Source organism: Nocardia sp. NPDC058705, assembly GCF_042749305.1.
GTDB lineage: Bacteria > Actinomycetota > Actinomycetes > Mycobacteriales > Mycobacteriaceae > Nocardia.
This window is the reverse complement of sequence record NZ_JBHYRN010000020.1, coordinates 25,607-43,166: the sequence shown is the minus strand read 5'-3', so window position 1 is coordinate 43,166 and position 17,560 is coordinate 25,607. Positions and strand designations below refer to the sequence as shown.

Below are 17,560 nucleotides of genomic sequence, written 5' to 3'. Positions count from 1 at the left end.
TCTCGAATCAGGACGTTTGATGACTGACGACACACCCGCATTCTCTGTCGATCTCGACCAACTCGACCAACTGACCACACGGATGCGGGGATACCTGACAGCCGTTGCCGACGTACTGACCGCGCTAGACGCCAAGGCGAAGGAAGTCGATGACAACTGGTCGGGAGCCGTAGCCGCCGCCTACAACGAAGCGCACACGGAGTGGCGAGCCGGGGTCACTGACATGCAAGACGGGCTGACCGCGCTGGAATCGGCCGCGAAGACCGCGCACCAGAGCTACACCGAGGCTGGCACCACCACGCTGAAGATCCTGGGCGTATGAGCCCGCCCGCAACGAAGCTCGAGGTCGATCCCAAGGTCTACTACCAGGCCGCGACCAACTGCTTCGACTCCGCCGCCGCATTGTTCGACAGCTTCACGTACGTGTTCAACGAGCTCGGCGGCTACGGCATGATGGCCGGAAAAGACGAAGACGGTCGAGCATGGGCGAAGTCCTACGACCAATCAGCCCAAGACGCGACCGCCTTCTTCGCACAGACCTACCAAACCCTGCGCGCCTACGGCACCGCCCTGAACGACATCGGCTTCGAGCACGCCAAATCCGACGCCACGATCCACGGCACGACCCAGCCGGATCGACCTGCGGACGCAGCATCGACCGCCACCCTGGGACCGTACCGACTGCCCGCGTCAGCGGCAGGTGGAACTCCCGAAGGTCTCGCACAAACCGCCATCGATGTCCTCGACGCCATCAACTGTCCACTCCCCGATGGCGATACCGACACCCTCGCCAAAGCCGCTGACGCATGGGACCGGCTCGGTAGGGTGTACGTGAACACCAACGCCAAAGACAAGATCACGATCGCAGCGAGCCTCTTCGACGGAGTCACCTCCGCCGACGCCAACCAGGTCCGTGAAGATCTGAAAACGATCGAAACCTCAATCGGCGAATTGCTCAGCCTATGCAACCAGCTCAGCAAGGCATGTACCGACTACATTGATTCGATCAAAGAGCTCCGCGAACAGGTAAATGGCTTCATCAACGATATCGTTGCGGATGCAGCACTAGATCTTACCTTTATTGTGATCGCATCCTGCCTCGCACCTGGCCCGGGAACTATGCTCGCAGGGGCGAAGGCTGCCGCATCGGCTGCAAAATGGTCCGACAGAATCAAGGATGCTGTAAAAGCTTGGCGACTCAGAAAAGTCAAGCAGCTCGCAGGAATAGCGGATGATGTGAAGAATTCCGCAGCAAAGGCATGGAAAGCCGTCAAGGACCTGTTTGACCGATTAGGCAGCTGGGTGCGGGGCAAGGTTGGCCCTAAGAAGCCCTGGCAAACCGGCAGTCGGCCCAGCGAAATTCCCGCAGGGTGGACATCGACACCTGCCCGAGGCGATGGCACCGTATGGCAGAAGCCAGGCTCTACCGGCGATGCAGACACCATCCGAATAATGGCACCAACCCAACGGTACCCCAACGGGTATGTAAAATTTACAAACTCACATCAGCAACCTGTAAAGCTGGACGGCAAGCCCGGGTCTAAAGCAGAAACTCATTTCGAGCTCGAACCAGATGGATCCTTTAAACTACCGACAGGATGGTAAATCTATGAAACTCCCGATCGAGGGGCTCGTTTCACGAGTGCTCTCATCATCTCCAATATTCACTGTGGACATCGGGGACCAGAGATATACCCTTATGGCCGAGTCTTCTGTCAGAGCACTGAATGGGCAGGGCGCTGAATGGAATGCCGACGATCCCGCCTCAATCGCTGAGGAACTCACAGGGGTAATGGACGGGGGCGTAGTCACTACTGCATCAACGCGCCCTGGCGGAACACTCGTCATTGGGTTCGATTCTGGCGCCTCTGTGTCGTTCATGTCCGATCCCGACTATGAGTCATGGTGGATAGTGGGATCGGATGGATTTCGCGTTGTATGCACACCGGGCGGAAAACTGACTGTATGGGATCCGCAATAGTCGATGAGGGAGAGTCGATCGGAGCGAACGTCGACGGCGCAACTGGCAAGATCCGCGGCCCCATGCTGGTCGGCAGGGGGAGTCGCTCGGCGGTCTCGAACTGGAGCGGTGGTTCAGAGCGCGGGATGCATCGGATGTCAGAGTTGCCGCGTGATCCGATTATCTTCTTGCGATGGCGACACACAACTCCCGGTTGAACGACGCCCTGACGCGGTCGCGCAGCGAACATAGCTCGACGCGCGTGGGTGCGATCCCCGACCTCGGCCTCCTGATCGCTGAGCCCGAGGCGCGAGCCAGGCTTGTCGAAATGCTGGACGATGACATTGTCACCATGGAGATCGATGCTGCTGACGTCCTTGTCCGATACGGCGGGGACAGTGGACTTGCGCGTGTGCTCGACGTTCTGGGGCGTCGACGCGATGACCCCGACGCCGATTACATCGCCTACCGACTCTACGAATTGGATGCCAGCGGCGAGAAGCCAGTCATCGACATCGCGGAATCGATGCGAGAACTTCTCAGCGACAACGCGCTGGTGGGGCTGGAAGACCTGCTGGTCCTGCGCTTTCCAGAGACGCCGCGACCCAACGGTGCCGGGCTGAAGGGCTGGTCCGCAGGTGGCGGAGAAGGATCTGCCTCGACGATGAGTTCGAGGCCGCCGACGATCGGATCGATCAGGATGTGAGCGCCGACGACGGCGGTGATTCTGGGCGGAGATGATCCACTCCGAATCAGAACAAGGGGTCGTGGCGGATTGATTGGGCTTGGGTTCCGGCTGCCATGAGGCGGAACTTGGTGGTTTGGACCATGGAGGGGGAGCCTACGATTTGGACGTCGCGATCGGACCAGGGGCCGTAGCTGGCTACTACCTTGCCGATTTGGCCGGTCATGCGGGGTTCGAGGCCGGGGAGGTCGGGGTGGGGTTCGCCGGAATCGTAGTACCACCAGGGGTTTTCGTCGCTCTCGGTGACGGGGGTGACGGTGAGCCATTTGTTGGCGATGGCGAGTTGGCTCAGGACCTGGAGGTCGTAGAGGTCGCAGGGGTGGTGGCCGCCGACGAAGAGGTGGACCTTCGGGTTCACGCGGCGCTGGGCCATCGCCATCACCTGGGCGCGCAGGGGGGCGATGCCGGTGCCGCAGCCGACCATCAGCATCTTGCGTTTGGTGTTGCGGGGCACGCCGAGGCCGCCCAGCGGGGAACCGAGGCGCCACTGATCGCCGACGGCGGTGTGGGCGACCATGGCGGGGCTCACCCAGCCGCCGAGCACGCCGCGCACGTGGAACTCGATCTCGCCGTTGACATTGGACGGGTTCGCGGGTGAGAGGTAGCGCCACATCCGCGGCCGCGACGGGATCTCCACGCTGAGGTACTGACCGGCCGCGTACTGCATCGGCTGATCGAGCTGCACGCGCACGATCGACAGGTTGCGCAGTACCTCGCGATGTTCGACGACCGTGGCGGTCCAGGCGGCGGGGGTGGTCTCCTTGTCGGCGGCGGCGATCATCGCGCCGCTGATGGTGGCCAGACCCTCGTCCCAGGCGTTGGCCACCTCGTCGGTCCACATCTCGTTGCCCGCGAACACCCGGATGGCCTTCTTCAGCGAATTGGCCACGGCCACATAGTGCGCCGGTTGCACACCGTACTTGCGATGGTCGCGCCCGAGCTGGGCCAGGAACGGCAGCAGCTTGTCGGGCTCCTCGAGACGGTCGAGGGTGTAGGAGATCGCCTGCACGAGCCGGTCACGCTGGGAATCCATGGCAGCCGGGAAGTAGTCACGGACACCGGGGTAGTCCGTGAAGAGGATCGAGTAGAACGACCTCGACAGCTGCTCGGTGCCACCTTCTTCCGCAGCAACCGCCTTGAACGTAGTACGGATCAAAGCGACAGTCCGCGAATCCATATGTGTCACAACCTCGTTTCGCCATCGAACGCTAGCCGCGCCGGCGAGTGACGGGCTGGGAGGACACTCGTCAGCAGCCGATGCGAGAAGTCTAGGCGAGGTTTGCCAGCTTAGGAATCGTACTCTTAAACATCACGCATGTAATTCTCGAAATACCAGGCGGTACCTAGTAGTTTCCCATGAAAACATACTTTTAGCCCGTTAATCACGGGTGAACACTTGCTCACGAATCCTCAAAGTACCCGGCATTTCAGGCAATTGGGTACCAACGTGCCTGGTAGGGCGACCTTTCCGCTACAGCGGCCGAGAGTCGCGATCCGGCGCGCCGGGCCACGACACGCGGGGTGTGCACACTGGAGTGGCTGGTATGCACCGTCGGAATGCCTTCCCCCTGGCCGGAATCCAGCGATCGGCCAGCAAACTTTTGGACGTCCACGGTGATAAATCCGCACCTCAGCGCGTCGCCACGCTACTTACGATCAGCAAGATCGCGAATAAGTGAGTTGCTGGAGGATCACCAGCCGATCGCCGGGGGTTGACCGGAGACGAACGAACCTCCGGCCCGAAATCCACCGCAGCGGATATCGAACCGGAGGCTCGTCGAAACGAAAAGGCTCAGCGTCGATGCCGTGGCTGCCACACCACGAGCGCGGTACTGCGGGCCGGCGGCGACAGATCGGGCCGGTAGCCCGTCCGCAACCGCTCGATCTCCGCACTCATCTCCTCGACGCGCTGCTGCAACGCCTCCACCTGGTTGGTGAGCTCGATGATGCGCTTGATGCCCGCGAGATTGACGCCCTCGTCCTGCGACAGGCGCTGCACCTCGCGCAGCACCTCGACGTCGCGGGCCGAATAACGGCGTCCGCCACCCGAGGTCCGTTGCGGGGTGACCAAACCCAGCCGGTCGTAGGTACGCAGCGTTTGCGCGTGCATCCCCGCCAGCTGAGCCGCCACCGAGATCATGAAGAACTCGGCACGCGAGGTTGCACCCGAAACGGAATCCGGGTTATCGGACATCAAGCACCCGCCCATCCTGCCCGCGGTTCGAAACCACTGGTCTTCTCCGCCTCCTGATAGCGCTTGAGCGCATCGGTGGCATCGGAGTCCAGCGATTGGGGCACCGCGACCTTCACCGTGACCAGCAGATCACCGGCGCCGCCCGCCGCCCCGCGCTTGGGCACGCCACGACCCCGGACCCGCAGGATACGCCCGTCGGCGGTGCCAGGGGGCACCTTCACACCGACCCGGCCGTCCAGCGTGGGTACCGAAACCGTTGTCCCCAGCACCAATTCGCTGTAGCTCACCGGCAGCACCAGGGTGAGATCGTCGCCCTGACGGCCGAAGACCTTGTCCTGGCTGACGTGCACGGTGACATACAGATCGCCCGAAGGCGCACCGCGCAGACCCGCCTCGCCCTGACCGGCCAGCCGGATCTTCTGACCGTCACTGACACCCGGTGGGATCCGGACCGTGATGGTGCGGGTGCGGTTCTGGATGCCGCTGCCCGCGCAATCGGTACACGGGTCGTCGATGATCGACCCGGTACCGCGGCAGTCGTCGCAGGGCTCGCTGAAACCGAACGCGCCCTGATTACGGCTGACCACGCCCGCACCGTTGCAGTGCGGACACACGCGCGGACTGGTGCCCGGCTTGGCGCCACTGCCGTGGCAGGTGGTGCACGGCGACGGACTGGTCATCCGCAGCGGAACGGTGACACCCTGGGCCGCCTCGCGGAAACCCAGCGTGGTCTCGGTCTCCACATCCGAACCCCGACGCGGACGCGCCGCCGCCCGGCCACCGCCGCCACCACGGTTGAACAGCCCGCCCAGCAGATCGCCGAGCCCGCCGTCGCCCGCGGCACCGGTACCACCGGCCTGACCGAAGATGTCACCGATGTTGAAGTCCTGCGAAAAACCGCCGCCGGCACCGGGATTGAACCCGCCGCCGCCGTAGGCCCGTCCGCCACCGCCGCCGCCCGCGAACATGCGGCGCGTCTCGTCGTACTCCTTGCGCTTGGCCGGATCCGACAGCACCGCATTGGCTTCGCTCACGGTCTTGAACCGCTCCTCGGCCTTGGTATCACCCGGGTTGGAATCCGGATGCAGGTCGCGGGCGAGCTTGCGGTAGGCCTTCTTGATCTCGTCCTGCGAGGCGCCGGAGGAGACACCCAGCTCCTTGTAGAAGTCCTTTTCGATCCACTCCCGTTGGCTCACCGGGCATCTCCTCCTTTCCGATAACTAGTTGGCGTCGGCATCTGCGTCCGATGCCTCCGGGTCAGTTACCCCGACCAACGCGTGCCGAAGCACCCGATCGCCGAACCGATAGCCCTTGCGCATGACGATGCCGATCACCGGATCGGCGCCCGAACCCTCGTGCTGCACTGCCTCGTGCAGCGTGGGATCGAACGGGTCACCGGTGGAACCGAATTCGACGAGACCCTGCTTGGTGAGCGCGGTCTCGAGCTTGTCGGCGACGGACTTCAACGGGCCGGACTCGAGGTCGCCGTGCGCCCTCGCCCGATCCAGATCATCCAGCACCGCGAGCAATTCGGTGACCACCGACGCCTTGGCGGCATCGATGTTGGCCTGCCGGTCACGCTCGACCCGGCGGCGGTAGTTCGCGTATTCCGCGGTCAACCGCTGCAGGTCGGCCGTACGCTCGGCCAGCTCGTCGTGCTCCGGCTCGACGACCTCGGCCTCGACGGCGGAGTCTGCCTCCGCCGCCTCGTCCGCTGCGTCTTCCAGAATGTCTTCGACCAACTCCTGCTCCGAGGAGTTCGCCTCGGTCACTTCTTGTCCGTGTCGACCGGCTCGTCCACGACCTCCGCGTCGACGACCTGATCGTCATCGGCCTGGCTCGGGCCCGCGCCGTTGCCCGACTGCGCGTCGGCGGCGGCGGTGGCCTCGTAGATCGCCTGGCCGAGGGCCTGCGACTCGGTGGCCAGCTTCTCCACGGCCGACTTCACCGCGGCGATATCGGTGCCGTCCAGGGCAGCCTTGGCCTCGGCGACCGCGGTCTCCACCTTCGCCAGCTGATCGGCCGACACCTGCGCGCCGCCCTCGCTCAGCTTCTGCTCGTTGATGAACTTCTCGGTCTGGTGCACCAGCGACTCGGCCTGGTTGCGGGTCTCGGCCTCCTCGCGACGCGCCTTGTCGTCGGCGGCGTGCGCCTCGGCGTCGGCGACCATGCGGTCGATCTCTTCCTTGGACAGACCGGAGCCGTCCTGGATCTTGATCTTGTTTTCCTTGCCGGTGCCCTTGTCCTTCGCGGTGACGTGCACGATGCCGTTGGCGTCGATGTCGAAGGTGACCTCGATCTGCGGCACGCCACGCGGGGCGGGCGGCAGGCCGGTGAGCTCGAAGGAGCCGAGCAGCTTGTTGTGCGAGGCGATCTCGCGCTCACCCTGGAACACCTGGATCTGCACCGAAGGCTGGTTGTCGTCAGCGGTGGTGAAGGTTTCCGAGCGCTTGGTGGGGATGGTGGTGTTGCGCTCGATGAGCTTGGTCATCACGCCACCCTTGGTCTCGATGCCGAGGCTCAGCGGGGTGACGTCGAGGAGCAGCACGTCCTTGACCTCGCCCTTGAGGACACCGGCCTGCAGCGCGGCGCCGACGGCGACGACCTCGTCCGGGTTCACGCCCTTGTTGGGCTCACGGCCGCCGGTCAGTTCCTTGACCAGGTCCGAGACGGCGGGCATACGGGTGGAGCCACCGACGAGCACGACGTGGTCGATGTCGGCCACGTTCAGGCCCGAGTCCTTGATCACGGACTGGAACGGCGCGCGGGTGCGGTCCAGCAGATCGGAGGTGATCTTCTGGAACTCCGAGCGGGTGAGCTGCTCGTCGAGGAACAGCGGGTTCTTGTCCGCGTCGACGGTGATGTAGGGCAGGTTGATCGAGGTCGACTGGCTCGAGGACAGTTCGATCTTCGCCTTCTCGGCGGCCTCGCGCAGACGCTGCATGGCCATCTTGTCCTTGGTCAGGTCGATGCCAGAGGACGCCTTGAACTTGTCGACCAGCCAGGACACGATGCGCTCGTCCCAGTCGTCGCCACCGAGGTGGTTGTCGCCGGAGGTCGCGCGGACCTCGACGACGCCCTCGCCGATTTCCAGCAGCGAGACGTCGAAGGTGCCGCCGCCGAGGTCGAAGACCAGGATGGTCTGCTCTTTGTCGCCCTTGTCCAGGCCGTACGCCAGCGCGGCCGCGGTGGGCTCGTTGACGATGCGCAGCACGTTCAGACCGGCGATCTGGCCGGCTTCCTTGGTGGCCTGACGCTGCGCGTCTTCGAAGTAGGCCGGGACGGTGATCACGGCGTCGGTGATCTCCTCGCCCAGGTAGGCCTCGGCATCGCGCTTCAGCTTCATCAGCGTGCGCGCGGAGATCTCCTGCGGCGTGTACTTCTTGTCGTCGATCTCGACGTTCCAGTCGGTGCCGATGTGGCGCTTGACCGAGCGGATGGTGCGGTCGACGTTGGTGACCGCCTGGTTCTTCGCGGGCTGACCGACGAGAACCTCGCCGTTCTTCGCGAAGGCGACGATCGAGGGGGTGGTGCGCGAGCCTTCCGAGTTCGCGACGACGACCGGCTCGCCGCCTTCGAGCACGGCGACGACGGAGTTCGTGGTCCCGAGGTCGATTCCGACCGCACGAGCCATAGTGGTTTCCTCCTGTTTGACGTTCGGTTTCAGCAACGCTGAGCGTAGTGGGCTCAATCTTGCCTACGGGCCCGCCGCGAGTCAACCTGAAGTTGAGTCGATGTCACTCATGTTGTTGATTGGCACAACCAGTAGCTGCGGCGATTCATTCCCACCGCCGTGAAAACTTTTTTCCGACCCCCGGCCATTCTTGCCACGAGTGCGCTCAACTGCAGCCCCTGATGCGCGATCGTGACGGTCTGGAGACCTTCCTCAGCGGGTGAGACCGGGGTGGATGCCGGGGCGCAGACCGTTGCCTTCGGCGGTTCTGCGCAGGAGGTCGAGAAAGACGACGCGATCCTCGGGAGTGAGGGGTGCCAGGACTTCGGCGTCGAGTTCGGCGACTCGTTCTTCGGCCTCGGCCAGGAGGGTGTGCGCGGCCGGGAGCAGATGGAGGGCGTGGGCTCGGCGGTCGACGGGATGGCGGCGGCGTTCGACGAGGTTGCGCTTCTCCAGGTCGTCTACCAGGCCGACCATGACGTTGCGGTGGATATCGAGAGCCTCGCCGAGCTCCTGCTGGGTGCGGCCGTCGTGGGCCTTCAGGAGTTTCAGCATGCCGAAGTGGCGGGGCTTGATGCCGAGGGGCGCGAGGAGGTCGCTGAAGCGGTAGGCGGAGTGGAAGCCCAGTTGGCCGAGGAGGAATCCGGCGTGGGTCGACAGCTGCGTCGGGTCGGTCACGCCCCTACGATACGCCGATTAATGCACCGTTCATGATTGCCCTATTGATTGATAATCACTTGAGGTGCATAGTTTGAAGGATGACAACCTCTTCCACTCCCCCACCTCCCGATCCCCGGCGCTGGATCGCCTTCGCAGTGGTGCTGGCCGCCGGCTTCATGGACCTGCTCGACGTGACCATCGTCAATGTGGCGGTGCCCAGCATCCAGGGCGACCTGCAGGCCGAGTACTCGCAGCTCGAATGGATCATCGCCGCGTACGTGCTCGCCTTCGCCGCGGTGTTGATCACCGGCGGGCGGCTCGGCGACATCTACGGCCGCAAACGCGTATTCCTCACCGGCATGGCCGGTTTCACGCTCGCCTCGGCGGCGTGTGGGCTGGCTACCGATCCGACCATGCTCATCGGGTCCCGTTTCGCGCAGGGTGCGATGGGGGCGTTGATGGTGCCGCAGATTCTGGCGATCATTCAGACGACGTTCCCGAAGGAGGAGCGGGCCAAGGCGATTGCCGTGTACAGCGGTGTCGGCGGGTCGGCTTCGGCGGTGGGGTTGGCGCTCGGTGGCGTGCTGGTACAGGCCGATCTGTTCGGGCTGGGTTGGCGGACAATCTTTTTGGTGAACATTCCGGTCGGGATCGCGGGGTTCGTCGCGGCGTGGTTTGTGATGAGCGATTCGAAGTCGGCGACGCCGCCGCGGTTGGATCCGGTCGGGATGGTGCTGGCGGTTTCCTCGGTGCTGCTGCTGGTATATCCGCTGACAGAGGGGCGTCGACTCGATTGGCCCGCTTGGACTTTCGTGATGATGGGTGCGGCTGTCGCGGTGTTCGCGGCGTTCCTGTTCTACGAGCGCGCGCTGACTCGGGCCGGGCGGTCGCCGCTGGTCGACCTCGGACTGTTCCGGTCGCGGCCGTTCGCGATCGGGCTGGGGGCTTGGCTGCTGTTCTGGATCGCGATGGGTGGGTTCTTCCTGGTGTGGACGTTGTTCATGCAGGGCGGGCTCGGGTGGTCGCCGCTGCGGGCGGGGCTCACCTCGGCGTTGTTCGCGGTGGGTGCCGGTGTGGGAGCGGGGCTTTCGGTCGGGGTGCTGGCCGCGCGGTATGGGCGGCGGGTGTTGATGATCGGGGCGCTGGTGAATGCGGCGGGGTTCGCGCTGTACGGGGCGATGGGGGTGCGGTACGGGAGTGAGTTCACTTCGTGGCAGATGGCTTTGCCGTTGGTGATCACCGGGGCGGGGTTCGGGATGGTGGTGGCGCCGACGCTCGATCTGTTACTCGGGCAGGTGCCGGTGCGTGAGGCCGGGTCGGCGTCGGGGTTGCTCAATACGGGGCAGCAGTTGGGGACGGCGCTTGGGGTGGCGCTGGTCGGGGTGCTGTTCTTCAGTGCGCTGGACCGGGATTCGGATCGTGGGGTGGAGTCGGTGACGCCGCAGATTCGGGCGGAATTGGCCGTCGAGGGGGTGCCGGTGGGGGTGCAGGATCAGATCGTGGCCGGGTTCGCGGCGTGTGTGCACGATCGGTCGGCGGAGGATGATCCGACGGTGGTGCCTGCTAGTTGTGAGCCGAATAGTATTGGTGGCGAAGCTGTTTCGCGGGTGCTCGGCGAGGCTGGTGCGGAGGCGAATGCCGTGAACTTCGCGGAGAGCTTCCGGCACACGCTGTTCTACGGCATCGGGATGCTGCTGCTGGTGTGCCTCGGATTCTTCGCTCTGCCGAAGGATGCCAAGTTGGAGCAGCGGGTGCTCGATGATGAGCCGGAAACCGTCACGGTATGAAACTGCTGGGGGCGCGCGGGTTGCCGTGCGCCCCTATGCGTTCGTCGGTGCGTGGAGTTGGGCCGTTCTGTGCCGCAGCGTTGCCAGTTGATGTTCCAAGGTGGCGGTGCGGCGGTCTCGGTCGGCGGCTTGGATGCCGGCAGATTGTTGCGCGGCGGTGAGGGATTCGTCGATGGAGCGGAGGCTGCGCTCGGCGATGCCCGCGTAGTGGTCGCGGAGGGTGCGGTGGATGTGGTGGGTGCGGTCCTTGGTGTCTTTGGCGGCGTGGAAGGCGATGTCGTCGAGGAAGCGGCGGACGGCGTTCTTCGCTTCGGCGCGGCGGCGGGCGAGGCGGGCTTGTTTGTCGTCGCGGTAGGCCTTGCCGCCGACCAGCACGCCCGCGCCGATCGAGATCGGGTTCAGCATGGCCAGGCCCGCGAATGTGGTTGCGAGACCGACCATCAGGACGCCGCCGTAGGAGCCGCGCATGCCTACCAGGACCTTCGAGAGGATGCCGATATCGGGTTCGAGGTCGGCCAGAGTGCCTGACTGGTGGGTGTTTTCGAGCTGGACGAAGCCGGTGGGGAGCTCGACCGCGCCGAGTTCGTGGAAGTGTTCGGCTACGCGTTCGGCGAGGGCTTCGGCTCTGGTACGCGACCAGAGGAGGTTGTCGCCGAGGGCGGTATCCACTGTGCCGGTGAGCCATTCGGTGATGGCTTGCCAGTGGCGGCCGGGGTCGTGGTCGTCGATCCAGTCCTCGCCGGTGCGGCTGGTGGTGCGCAGGCGTTCGCGGAGGTCGTGGTCTACGTCGCTTGCCAGGTCGGTGATGCCGTCGGTGAGGGTTTGCTGCCAGGCTGCGGTTCTTCTTTGTAGTTGTTGGGCTTTGGTTTTCGCCGCTTCCAGTTGGGTGATGGTGGCGGTGGGGTCGCGTAGGGCGGTCAGTTCGCTGGCCAGCGTGAGGGTGAGATGTTCTGCGGCAGCCGCGATTTCGCGTTCTACGGACCTTCTCGATGCAGTTTCGTCACTGGCGGCTACCGCGCGGAGGAACTGATAGAGGTCGCCGTAACCGGATTCGGTGCCTAGTTGCGCGTCCTGTAGGCGCAGGGCGTGGGTGCGTAGCAGGGCGGAGACCGGGAGTAGGGGGAGGTCGAGGTGGGCTGTTCGGAGGTGGTCGCGGTTGGCTTCGACGACCTGTCGCCAGTGTGGGTACAGGTCGGTCTTTGTCGTCAGAACGGCTGTGGCCGGGCAGAATTCGTGCGCCTGGCGGAGGAAGGACAGTTCCGGGGCGGTGAGTTCTGTCGAGGCGTCGGTGATCATCAGGACGGCGTCGGCGGTGGCGAGCATTTCCAGGACGGCGACCGAACCCGTCGTTCCGCCGGCGCCGATGCCGGGGGTGTCGATGATGACTATGCCGTCGGCGAGGAGGTCATTCGGGAGGTGCAGGTCGATGCGGGTGATCGTGTGGCCCGTGGCGGTGCGGGCATCGACCGACGGTAGGTCGGCGATCGGGAACTCGACGCGGGTTTCCTCGGAAGTCGTTGTCGCCATGACCAATTCGGCTCGCGGGTGTGGGGCGTAGGCGAGCTGTAGGGGGATCGTGGTGGTCTTCTCTTCGCCGACGGGGCAGATTTCCTGGTTCAGCAGGGCGTTGACGAAACGGCTCTTGCCCTGGGCGGGGTGGCCCGCGACGACTATTCGTCTGCGTGGATCGTGCAAGCGGGTGGCCGCCGATTCGAGGCGGGCCACCAGGTCGTCGCGGGCTGACGCGCGGGCGGCGGTGATGGTGTCGGCGAGCAGGGACAGGAGGGGGTCCATGGGCTTCTAGTGGAAGAGTTCGTCGGGGGTTTCGAAGGTTGGTGCGGGGGATTCGGCGAACAGGCCGGCGTTGCTCGTGAGGGGGGAGTCGTGCAGGGCGGGGCCGAAGACGCTGTCCACGTCGACGGTGGACCAGGTGTCGGCGGTGGCGGTGGCGGTGGCGGTGGCGGAGGTTGCGGCTCCCGCGGCCGTGTCGAGGGCGGCGGTGGCCTCGAGGGACGCTCCCGTGTCGGTGGTCGCGGTCAGTGACGATTGCGCGGCGCCGCTGATATCTGTCGCGCTCGTCAGGGTGGATTCGGCGGTGAGTGCGGTGGACGCTTCCACCGCGCCGACGACCGAGGTGGCGAAATCGGTGGTGGCGAAGGCGGTGTTCAGGGATGTTTCGAGGCCGGTGGTCGGGGCCGCTTCCAGGGCTGTGCCGAGGGCGGCGCCGGAGCCTGCGGTGAGGCCCGCGGCGATCTGGGCGCCTAGGTCGACATCGGGGAGGGACGTCGTCGCGGCGGCGCCGGCATCTGCGGCGGCGCCGATCTGGGCGGCGAATGCACCGGAAATCTCGGTGGCGGGGTTCGGTGTCGCGAATATGTCAGTGCCCACGTTCATACTCATGTTCGACGCGCTGCTGAGGTAGGTCGTGAGGCCGGTGGCAGTGGTCACCGCGGCACCGAGATCGGTGGCGATGTCGGCGGTGAGGCCGAGAGAAGTTTCGAGGCCTGCGTCGGAGGTTGTTGCGGCGGCGGCGGTTACGGTCGTCGACGCGGCAGCGGTGGAGGCTGTGCCCGCAGCCACGATCGCGTGCAGGGGGCTGTTGGGGTCGGGGCGCAGGGTGGCCGCGATGGTGGGAGCGGCGGCGCTGATTTCGGCGGGAGTTGCCGACAGTTCGGCGGTGCAGAGAGCTTGGATGGGGTTGGCGCAATAGTTTGCTGCGGCTTGGGGATCGCGCAGCAGATCGAGGATGAAGTCGAGGATCGTCGAGGGGGTCATGGGGCTCGGCTCCTTCGGATCGCGGGTGTGCGCCGGATCCGTGCTCGTCTGTCGGTGGGTGAGTTTTCACGCTTGGCCGTGCGAGTCTTCGGAAAGCTATTCCGGAATCGGGACGCATTCGTTACGCACATGTCCGAACAAGATCGAGTGAGGATCGAAAGGGTAACGGGAGCTGTCAGCCCGATAGCTGGGTGAGTGCTCCCTCGGCGCTGCGCACCGCGGTCAGACAGGCGGTCGCGGTGGCCTTGTCGATGAGGGGGTGGCGGGATCGGGTGTGCCACTTGTGGGCCGCGGCGATCGCGTGGGTGCGCAGGGTTTCGGGGTCGGTGTCCGCGGGGAGACCGAGACGCACATGGGGGGCGACGCCCGCACCGCCGATCAGGCGGAAGAGTTCGGCGCGATCGTCGGGTGGGAGCGGGAGATCGTCGGTGCGCAGACGGCCGAGCAGGCGTAATTCGGCGAAGCCGTGGACGTCGGCGAGGAGGGTGCGGATCCGCGGGAGCAGTTGGTCGGCCGCGGTGCCGGGGTGGGCAGTGATGACCCGGTCGAGGGTGGTGAGGGCGGAGTGAGCCTTGAGTTGGTCTGCGCGCTGGCCGAATTGGACGTCGAGGACGGTACGCAGGTCGTCGATGCCGCTGCGGGCGGTCAGCTCGGCGGACAGGGTGGCAGCGTCGCGGACGCCGGTGCGGACCAGCTCGGTGGCCATGCGCACGCCGAACATGCCGAAACGGTCGAGGAGTTGGGCGCGCGTCAGCGGGGAAACCGGCAGATCGACGTCGGGGCGGGAGAAGCGGTCGGCCGAGAGCATCGCCAGCTCGAGGGTTTCGGGAGGCAGGGCGGCCAGCGCGGCGAACGCGGCGAATTCGGGCTGGGTGAGGGTGGCCGCGGCGAAAGCGAGCAGGCCGGCAACGGGGATCACGGCCTGGCACAGGCCGGTTCGTTCGAGCTCGGTGGCGAACCGGGCAGCGACATCGCGGGCGGACTCGAGGGCGTCGATACGGCCCGCGCTGATCTCGTCGGCGCGGGAGACGACCCCGACCACGCCGAGGTGACCGGCCTGACCGCCCGCGCCGAGCTGTTCGAGGAAATGCACGTCGGCGGCATCGAGACGACGAAGGAGGTAAACGACGGCGTCCGCGCCGGGGATCGTCCCCGCGTCGGCGTCCACGTCGGCGGGAGTCAGCAAGCGCATCGTGCGCTCGGAAACATCACGCGAAAGGGAAGAGGTACCGGGGGTGTCGATAATGGTGGTACGCGAGAGTTCGGCGGTGGGCCAGCGGACTTCGAGGTGGTCCACGGTGTGCTCGCCCGCGGGGTTCCAGCGCAGGCTGTTCATTTCGAAAGTGAGTCCGTGGGCGCCCGCGCCGCGACGGACCACCACGTTCGCCGACGCGCCCGTCGCGGCGTACGCGGTGACCATCGGGGTGGCGCCGGTGCGATACCAGGTGACGACGCGGGTGCATTCGGTGGCGTCGGTGGGGGCGATGCTCTGGCCGACCAGGGCGTTGAGCAGGGTCGACTTGCCCGCCTTGATCGAGCCCGCCAGCGCAACGCGCAGGGGCTGGCGCAATCGGTCGGCGCAATCGGACAGCAAGCTTCGGGCCAGTGGGTCGTGGCCGAGTGCGCGGGCCGCCGCTGCCACCAGCTGCTGCGCCTCGCTCAGGCTGTCGGTCGCCGGAGCCGATGCGGTCCGCGCCGCCTCGTTCGGGCGAGCGGCGTGGGCACCGCTTCCCGAGACAGGGGTGTCCGCGTGATGCCTCATAAGTTCTCGGCTGTTTCCCGAGTCCACGCGGCCGACTTCATCTATTCACTTAAACACACCTTCGGGCGGATCCGGCGAGGAGTCCGCAGCTCACTTGACCTTGTGCGCGTCGTCGACCGAGACCGGACGCACGCCCGCCGAGGGCGGGGCATACGAACGCTGACGGCCCGGACCGCCGAGTTCGAGCATTCCGTCGGCGTAGCGACGCAGTTCGGCGACCCGGACCAACTGGTGTTCGAGCTCGCCGCGGCGATCGGAACGGTCGGCCACCGCGCTGTTGGCGGCATCCTGGGCAGCGCGCAGCGAGGCATCGATCGAGCGCAGGGTGCGGTCGGCGACGCCGGTGTAGTGGTCGCGCAGGGCCCGGTGGATGCGGTGCATGCGGTCCTTGGTCTCCTTGCCCGCCTGGAAGGCGACGTCGTCGACGAAGCGGCGCACCGCGGCCTTCGCCTCGATGCGTTTACGCGCCAGACGCTGCTGCTTGTCGTCCTTGTAGGCCTTACCGCCCACGAGCACGCCCGCGCCGATCGAGAGCGGATTCAACAGGGCCAGACCGGCGAGGGTGGAGGCGAGCCCGACCATCAGGACACCGCCGTAGGAACCGCGAAGACCGACCAGGACCTTGCTGGTCATGCTGATATCGGGCTCCAACCCGCCGAGGGTGCCCGCCGCGGCGCCCTTGCCTTCGGAGTCCATCGCGTTGTCGACATCGGGAAGGTCGACGGCGCTGGCCTTGCCGAAATGCTCGGCGACCCGTTCGGCCAGGGTTTCGGCTCTGGTGTGCGTCCACAGGAGGTTGTCGCCGAGGGCGGTGTCGACCGTGCCGGTGAGCCACTCGGCGATGGCCTGCCAGTGCCTGCTCGGATCGTGCTCGTCGATCCAGTCCTCGGCGGTATGGGCAACGGCGCGCAAACGTTCGCGCAGGTCGTGGTCGATATCGCTCATCAGATCGGTGATGCCGTCCGACAGTGTCTGCTGCCAGTAGCCCGAGTTGCGGCGCAGGTCCTCGGCGGCGGTGCGGGCGGCGGTGAGCTCCCTGATCGCCGCGTCGGAGCGTTGCGGATCGCTCAGGGCCACCAGTTCGCTGCCGAGCACCAACGCGAGGTGCTCGGCGGCCGAGTGCAGTTCGCGGGCGACCGCCTCGCGCGCCGACACCTGGTCACGGGCCACGACCTGTTCCTTCAGGAAACCGAACAGGGCACCGAAACCGGATTCACGGCCCAGCTGAGGATTGTTCAGGCGCAGGGCATGGGCGCGCAGCAACGACGAGACCGGGATCATCGGCACATCGAGGCCGGCGCGAGCGATATGTGCGCGGTCGGCCTCGGCGACCTGACGCCAATGCGGATACATGTCGATCTTCGTGATCAGGACCGCGACCGTCGGGCACAACTCGCGCACCTGACGCAGAAACGACAGCTCCGGCTCGGTCAGCTCGGTCGAGGCGTCGGAGAGCACCAGCACTGCGTCGGCGGCGGGCACCATGCCGAGCACCGCGGCCGAATAGGCGCTGCCGTGACCACCCACACCGGGGGTGTCCAGCAGCACGATGCCCTCGCTGAGCAGCTGATTCGGGACCGCCGCCTCGATCCGGGCGATCTGGCGGCCCTGCGCGTACGGGCTGCGGGCATCGATCGTGCCGATCTCCTCGAACGGCACCTCCACCCGCATCTCGTTCGCGCCCGCCGCGGTGAGAACCAGCTCGGCGTGCGGGACGGCGCCGTATTCGAGCTGCAGCGGGATCGTTGTCGTGAGGTCGTCGCCGACCCGGCAGACATCCAGGCCGAGCAGGGCATTCACGAAACGGCTCTTGCCCTGCTCGAGTTGACCGGTCACCACGATTCGCCTGCGCGGATCGTTGACACGCTGCGCGACCGCCTCCAACCGGACGACCAGGTCGTCACGGTCGGCGGCGCGCGCCGCCTCGATCGTGTCACCGAGCACCGTCAGCAGCGGGGTGCCCGCTGCCGACGGTGTCGTCTTCGCTGGAGATGTCATCGTTTC

At 65.9% G+C, this 17,560-nt stretch carries 15 protein-coding genes; 5 read left to right on the top strand and 10 right to left on the bottom strand.

Translation table 11 applies throughout. The features are described from left to right. Positions 1-19 precede the first annotated feature (19 nt). The 4 genes from ACFW6D_RS21745 (at position 20) to ACFW6D_RS21730 (ending at position 2,666) form a co-directional block, all read left to right on the top strand. Positions 20-322 carry a WXG100 family type VII secretion target gene (locus ACFW6D_RS21745; protein ID WP_379330797.1) on the top strand — a complete coding sequence of 101 codons (303 nt, stop codon included), beginning with the start codon at positions 20-22 and terminating at the stop codon, positions 320-322. Then, a complete protein-coding gene (locus ACFW6D_RS21740) occupies positions 319-1,605 on the top strand; it encodes a hypothetical protein (RefSeq protein ID WP_379330795.1) in 1,287 nt (428 codons plus the stop codon). The genes ACFW6D_RS21745 and ACFW6D_RS21740 overlap by 4 nt, the downstream gene beginning before the upstream one ends. Beyond that, a complete protein-coding gene (locus tag ACFW6D_RS21735; protein WP_379330794.1) occupies positions 1,574-1,981 on the top strand; it encodes a DUF6188 family protein in 408 nt (135 codons plus the stop codon). The genes ACFW6D_RS21740 and ACFW6D_RS21735 overlap by 32 nt, the downstream gene beginning before the upstream one ends. Before the next feature lie 172 nt (positions 1,982-2,153). Continuing rightward, on the top strand, positions 2,154-2,666 hold the full coding sequence (locus tag ACFW6D_RS21730; RefSeq protein WP_379330792.1) for a hypothetical protein: 513 nt from the start codon (positions 2,154-2,156) through the stop codon (positions 2,664-2,666). 46 nt (positions 2,667-2,712) lie between these two features. Here the strand turns inward: ACFW6D_RS21730 and ACFW6D_RS21725 are convergent, their stop codons facing one another. The 6 genes from ACFW6D_RS21725 to ACFW6D_RS21700 form a co-directional block, all read right to left on the bottom strand. Next, positions 2,713-3,882, bottom strand: coding sequence for an FAD-binding oxidoreductase (locus ACFW6D_RS21725; protein WP_379330790.1), 1,170 nt, complete (start codon positions 3,880-3,882; stop codon positions 2,713-2,715). Positions 3,883-4,497: 615 nt separating this feature from the next. Next, positions 4,498-4,899, bottom strand: a complete 402-nt coding sequence (locus ACFW6D_RS21720) for a heat shock protein transcriptional repressor HspR (RefSeq protein WP_379330788.1) — start codon at positions 4,897-4,899, stop codon at positions 4,498-4,500. After that, on the bottom strand, positions 4,899-6,095 hold the full coding sequence (dnaJ, locus tag ACFW6D_RS21715; RefSeq protein WP_379330786.1) for a molecular chaperone DnaJ: 1,197 nt from the start codon (positions 6,093-6,095) through the stop codon (positions 4,899-4,901). The genes ACFW6D_RS21720 and dnaJ overlap by 1 nt, the downstream gene beginning before the upstream one ends. Positions 6,096-6,119: 24 nt before the next feature. Further along, on the bottom strand, positions 6,120-6,671 hold the full coding sequence (grpE, locus tag ACFW6D_RS21710; RefSeq protein WP_379330784.1) for a nucleotide exchange factor GrpE: 552 nt from the start codon (positions 6,669-6,671) through the stop codon (positions 6,120-6,122). Continuing rightward, positions 6,668-8,533, bottom strand: coding sequence for a molecular chaperone DnaK (gene dnaK, locus ACFW6D_RS21705; RefSeq protein WP_379232576.1), 1,866 nt, complete (start codon positions 8,531-8,533; stop codon positions 6,668-6,670). The genes grpE and dnaK overlap by 4 nt, the downstream gene beginning before the upstream one ends. 252 nt (positions 8,534-8,785) lie before the next feature. Then, positions 8,786-9,250, bottom strand: a complete 465-nt coding sequence (locus ACFW6D_RS21700; protein WP_379330782.1) for a MarR family winged helix-turn-helix transcriptional regulator — start codon at positions 9,248-9,250, stop codon at positions 8,786-8,788. Between the two features lie 80 nt (positions 9,251-9,330). Here ACFW6D_RS21700 and ACFW6D_RS21695 point away from each other — a divergent pair, with 80 nt between their 5' ends. Beyond that, positions 9,331-11,019: an MFS transporter gene (locus tag ACFW6D_RS21695; protein ID WP_379330780.1), complete on the top strand. Its 1,689-nt coding sequence runs from the start codon at positions 9,331-9,333 to the stop codon at positions 11,017-11,019. Positions 11,020-11,052: 33 nt separating this feature from the next. Here ACFW6D_RS21695 and ACFW6D_RS21690 read toward each other — a convergent pair whose 3' ends face one another. From ACFW6D_RS21690 to ACFW6D_RS21675, 4 genes are all read right to left on the bottom strand, one after another. Next, positions 11,053-12,813, bottom strand: coding sequence for a dynamin family protein (locus ACFW6D_RS21690; RefSeq protein WP_379330778.1), 1,761 nt, complete (start codon positions 12,811-12,813; stop codon positions 11,053-11,055). 6 nt (positions 12,814-12,819) lie between these two features. Next, the gene (locus tag ACFW6D_RS21685) at positions 12,820-13,794 is read right to left on the bottom strand and encodes an IniB N-terminal domain-containing protein (RefSeq protein ID WP_379330776.1); all 975 of its coding nucleotides are present in this window, start codon (positions 13,792-13,794) and stop codon (positions 12,820-12,822) included. Positions 13,795-13,969: 175 nt separating this feature from the next. Next, positions 13,970-15,556 (bottom strand): dynamin family protein, encoded by a 1,587-nt coding sequence (locus ACFW6D_RS21680; RefSeq protein ID WP_379330774.1) that lies wholly within the window; start codon positions 15,554-15,556, stop codon positions 13,970-13,972. Positions 15,557-15,646: 90 nt separating this feature from the next. Next, positions 15,647-17,554 carry a dynamin family protein gene (locus ACFW6D_RS21675; protein ID WP_379330772.1) on the bottom strand — a complete coding sequence of 636 codons (1,908 nt, stop codon included), beginning with the start codon at positions 17,552-17,554 and terminating at the stop codon, positions 15,647-15,649. Between the last annotated feature and the right edge of the window lie 6 nt (positions 17,555-17,560).

Bases quoted from the DNA above. Each gene is read 5' to 3' on its own strand.
- ACFW6D_RS21745 (WP_379330797.1), top strand. From the start codon at position 20: ATGACTGACGACACACCCGCATTCTCTGTCGATCTCGACCAACTCGAC.
- ACFW6D_RS21740 (WP_379330795.1), top strand. From the start codon at position 319: ATGAGCCCGCCCGCAACGAAGCTCGAGGTCGATCCCAAGGTCTACTAC.
- ACFW6D_RS21735 (WP_379330794.1), top strand. From the start codon at position 1,574: ATGGATCCTTTAAACTACCGACAGGATGGTAAATCTATGAAACTCCCG.
- ACFW6D_RS21730 (WP_379330792.1), top strand. From the start codon at position 2,154: ATGGCGACACACAACTCCCGGTTGAACGACGCCCTGACGCGGTCGCGC.
- ACFW6D_RS21725 (WP_379330790.1), bottom strand. From the start codon at position 3,882: ATGGATTCGCGGACTGTCGCTTTGATCCGTACTACGTTCAAGGCGGTT.
- ACFW6D_RS21720 (WP_379330788.1), bottom strand. From the start codon at position 4,899: ATGTCCGATAACCCGGATTCCGTTTCGGGTGCAACCTCGCGTGCCGAG.
- dnaK (WP_379232576.1), bottom strand. From the start codon at position 8,533: ATGGCTCGTGCGGTCGGAATCGACCTCGGGACCACGAACTCCGTCGTC.
- ACFW6D_RS21695 (WP_379330780.1), top strand. From the start codon at position 9,331: ATGACAACCTCTTCCACTCCCCCACCTCCCGATCCCCGGCGCTGGATC.
- ACFW6D_RS21690 (WP_379330778.1), bottom strand. From the start codon at position 12,813: ATGGACCCCCTCCTGTCCCTGCTCGCCGACACCATCACCGCCGCCCGC.
- ACFW6D_RS21685 (WP_379330776.1), bottom strand. From the start codon at position 13,794: ATGACCCCCTCGACGATCCTCGACTTCATCCTCGATCTGCTGCGCGAT.
- ACFW6D_RS21680 (WP_379330774.1), bottom strand. From the start codon at position 15,556: ATGAGGCATCACGCGGACACCCCTGTCTCGGGAAGCGGTGCCCACGCC.
- ACFW6D_RS21675 (WP_379330772.1), bottom strand. From the start codon at position 17,554: ATGACATCTCCAGCGAAGACGACACCGTCGGCAGCGGGCACCCCGCTG.